A 2590-nucleotide genomic window follows, 5' to 3' on the forward strand; every position below is an offset into this window, starting at 1 on the left:
GGTGTGTTGCTGGCAAGGCGCTGCTGACTGTGCAGGTGACGAACAACGACGCGGTGCCTGTGAAGCTGATGATCGATTCGGCTTATGGGTCGAAGACGATCGCCACCGTCGCGCCGACGAAGAACGGCTCGCATGCCTTCACAACCCGTCTGGCTTCTTTGCCGGCGGGTGAGGTGACGGTCACGGCATCGGCCACGGTCGATGGCCAGCCTGTGAGCACCGTGGTGCCGGCGCCATACGAGGCCAAGCCCTGCGGCTGAGAACCCCCCCCGACCCAAGTCCAGCAATCAAGGAGGATAAATGGAACAGCTCGTGCAATCCCGGTGGAGACACCGGTCGAAGATAGGACTCGCGGGGGTGGCTCTCGCCGCCCTTCTCGCGTCGTCGTTCTCGGCAAGCGCGTCATTCGCCGCCGATCAGGAACTGATCGTGAACGGTGGGTTCGAAAGCGGAACCGCGAACTGGATCGTGAACAACGGCAACGCGACCGATGGTGGCACTCTCGCCACAACGCCGGATGCGACCACCGGAGCCGCCGCAGCGCTGATCACCGGTCGGCTCACGACGGGCTCTGGCCCGATGCAAGACCTCACCGGCAAGGTGCAGGCTGGACAGACCTACACGATCAAGGCGCGCATCAAGTACGAGAACGCCGCGTCGCCCGCGACGAAGCAGTTCTTCGCCACAATGCACTACGGCGGAGGAACGTACACGAACCTCGCCAGCGTCACCGCGACGAAGGGCGAGTGGGCCACACTCAGCGCCAACTTCACCATCCCGTCGACCCAGAGCGTGGGCACCGCACGGCTGTTCTTCGAGACCCCGTGGGCTTCGACGTCGACGGCCGCGGGTGCGCCTGCCACACACCTGATGGACTTCAAGGTCGACGACGTCTCCCTTGTGGGCGCTCCGCCACCCCCCGCTCCGTCGAAGACCATCGAGGTGGTCGGCAAGAACCCCGGAGAGCACAATCCCGTGATCTCTCACAAGTTCGGCGCCGACGCCTTCGGCTTCGTCGACAACGGTCGTGTGTACATCTACATGACGAACGACACCCAGGGATACGCTCCGGATCCGACGACGGGAATCTCGCCGCAGATCAACTACGGCAGCATCAACCAGATCACCGTGATCTCCTCGGAGGACCTCGTGAACTGGACCGATCACGGTGAGATCCAGGTCGCCGGTCCGAACGGAATCGCTCCGTTCACGTCGAACTCCTGGGCACCGGGCATGGCCAAGAAGACGATCAACGGCGTCGACAAGTACTTCCTCTACTACGCCAACGGCGGAGGCTCGAGCAACGTGCTCACCGGTACCTCGCCCATCGGTCCCTGGGTGAGTGAGCGCACCAGCACGCTGATCAACAGCAGCACCCCCGGAGTTCAGGGCGTCAACTGGCTGTTCGACCCGGCCCCCCTCGTCGACGACGACGGTCAGGGCTACCTCTACTTCGGTGGCGGTCCCGCCTCGACGAGCTTTCCTGCCGCCGAGCGCTTCAACAACCCGAAGAACATCAGGGCCATCAAGCTCGGAGACGACATGATCTCGACCGTCGGCGAAGCCGTCGTGGTCGATGCTCCGGTCGCCTTCGAGGCTTCGCAGGTCTTCGAGCGTGAGGGCAAGTACTACCTCTCGTATTCGTCGCACTTCGGTGGCAGCGACTTCGGTGGCAACCAGACCGCACTGCCCGGCTATCCGGGCGGCGGCCAGATCGGCTACATGATGTCTGATGACCCGATGGTGTGGGACAAGAGCACCTATCAGGGTGTGCTGTTCCCGAACCAGGGCCAGTTCTTCGGAGCGGGCACGGGCGGCAACAACCACCAGTCGGTGTTCGAGCTCGATGGCAAGTACTACTTCACCTACCACGCTCCGACGCTCAACAAGCGCATCAACGGCAACACCACTCAGGGGTACCGCAGCACGCACATCCAGGAGCTGACCTTCAACGAAGACGGCACCATCCAGCAGGTCGTGGGCGACTACGTCGGCCCGGATCAGATCAAGAACCTCGATCCGTACAGCGTGCTCGAGGCTGAGACCATCGCCTACCAGCAGGGTCTCGCCACCAAGAAGATCGACGGCGGCTCCACGCAGTTCGGAACGAACGCTCCGAACCTCGTGCTCGACGACGTCGACAACGGGGACTGGACGTCGCTCTCTGCAGTCGACTTCGGCGACACCGGAGCCGGTTCGGTAACAGCGAAGGTCAAGGCTCTCGTGGCCGGCGGAAAGATCGAGGTTCGTCTCGACGACCGCACGTCTGCTGTGGTCGCCTCCGTCGATGTCGACTCGCCGGTGGGCGAGTGGGGCGAGGTCTCGACCGGTCTCGAGGGTGTCACAGGAGTGCACGATGTGTACTTCACCTTCACCGGACCGACCGGCCAGAACCTTGCCGAGGTCGACACCTGGTCGTTCACCGAGGCGGACGCCGCCCCGGTGCTGGATGTGGTGGCGACTGCTGGTTCGCGGTGTGTTGCTGGCAAGGCGCTGCTGACTGTGCAGGTGACGAACAACGACGCGGTGCCTGTGAAGCTGATGATCGATTCGGCTTATGGGTCGAAGACGATCGCCACCGTCGCGCCGA

2 protein-coding genes are annotated in these 2590 nt (G+C 63.4%); both read left to right on the forward strand.

The window, feature by feature from the left end; translation table 11 throughout:
* The coding region (locus TZ00_RS18505; RefSeq protein ID WP_044444006.1) for a hypothetical protein at positions 1-260 on the forward strand (260 nt) is incomplete at its 5' end.
* A 40-nt stretch (positions 261-300) separates the two neighbouring features.
* The coding region (locus tag TZ00_RS18510) for a family 43 glycosylhydrolase (protein WP_044444008.1) at positions 301-2590 on the forward strand (2290 nt) is incomplete at its 3' end.

Origin of the sequence: Agreia bicolorata (genome assembly GCF_000938265.1) — a bacterium.
GTDB classification, from domain to species: domain Bacteria; phylum Actinomycetota; class Actinomycetes; order Actinomycetales; family Microbacteriaceae; genus Agreia; species Agreia bicolorata.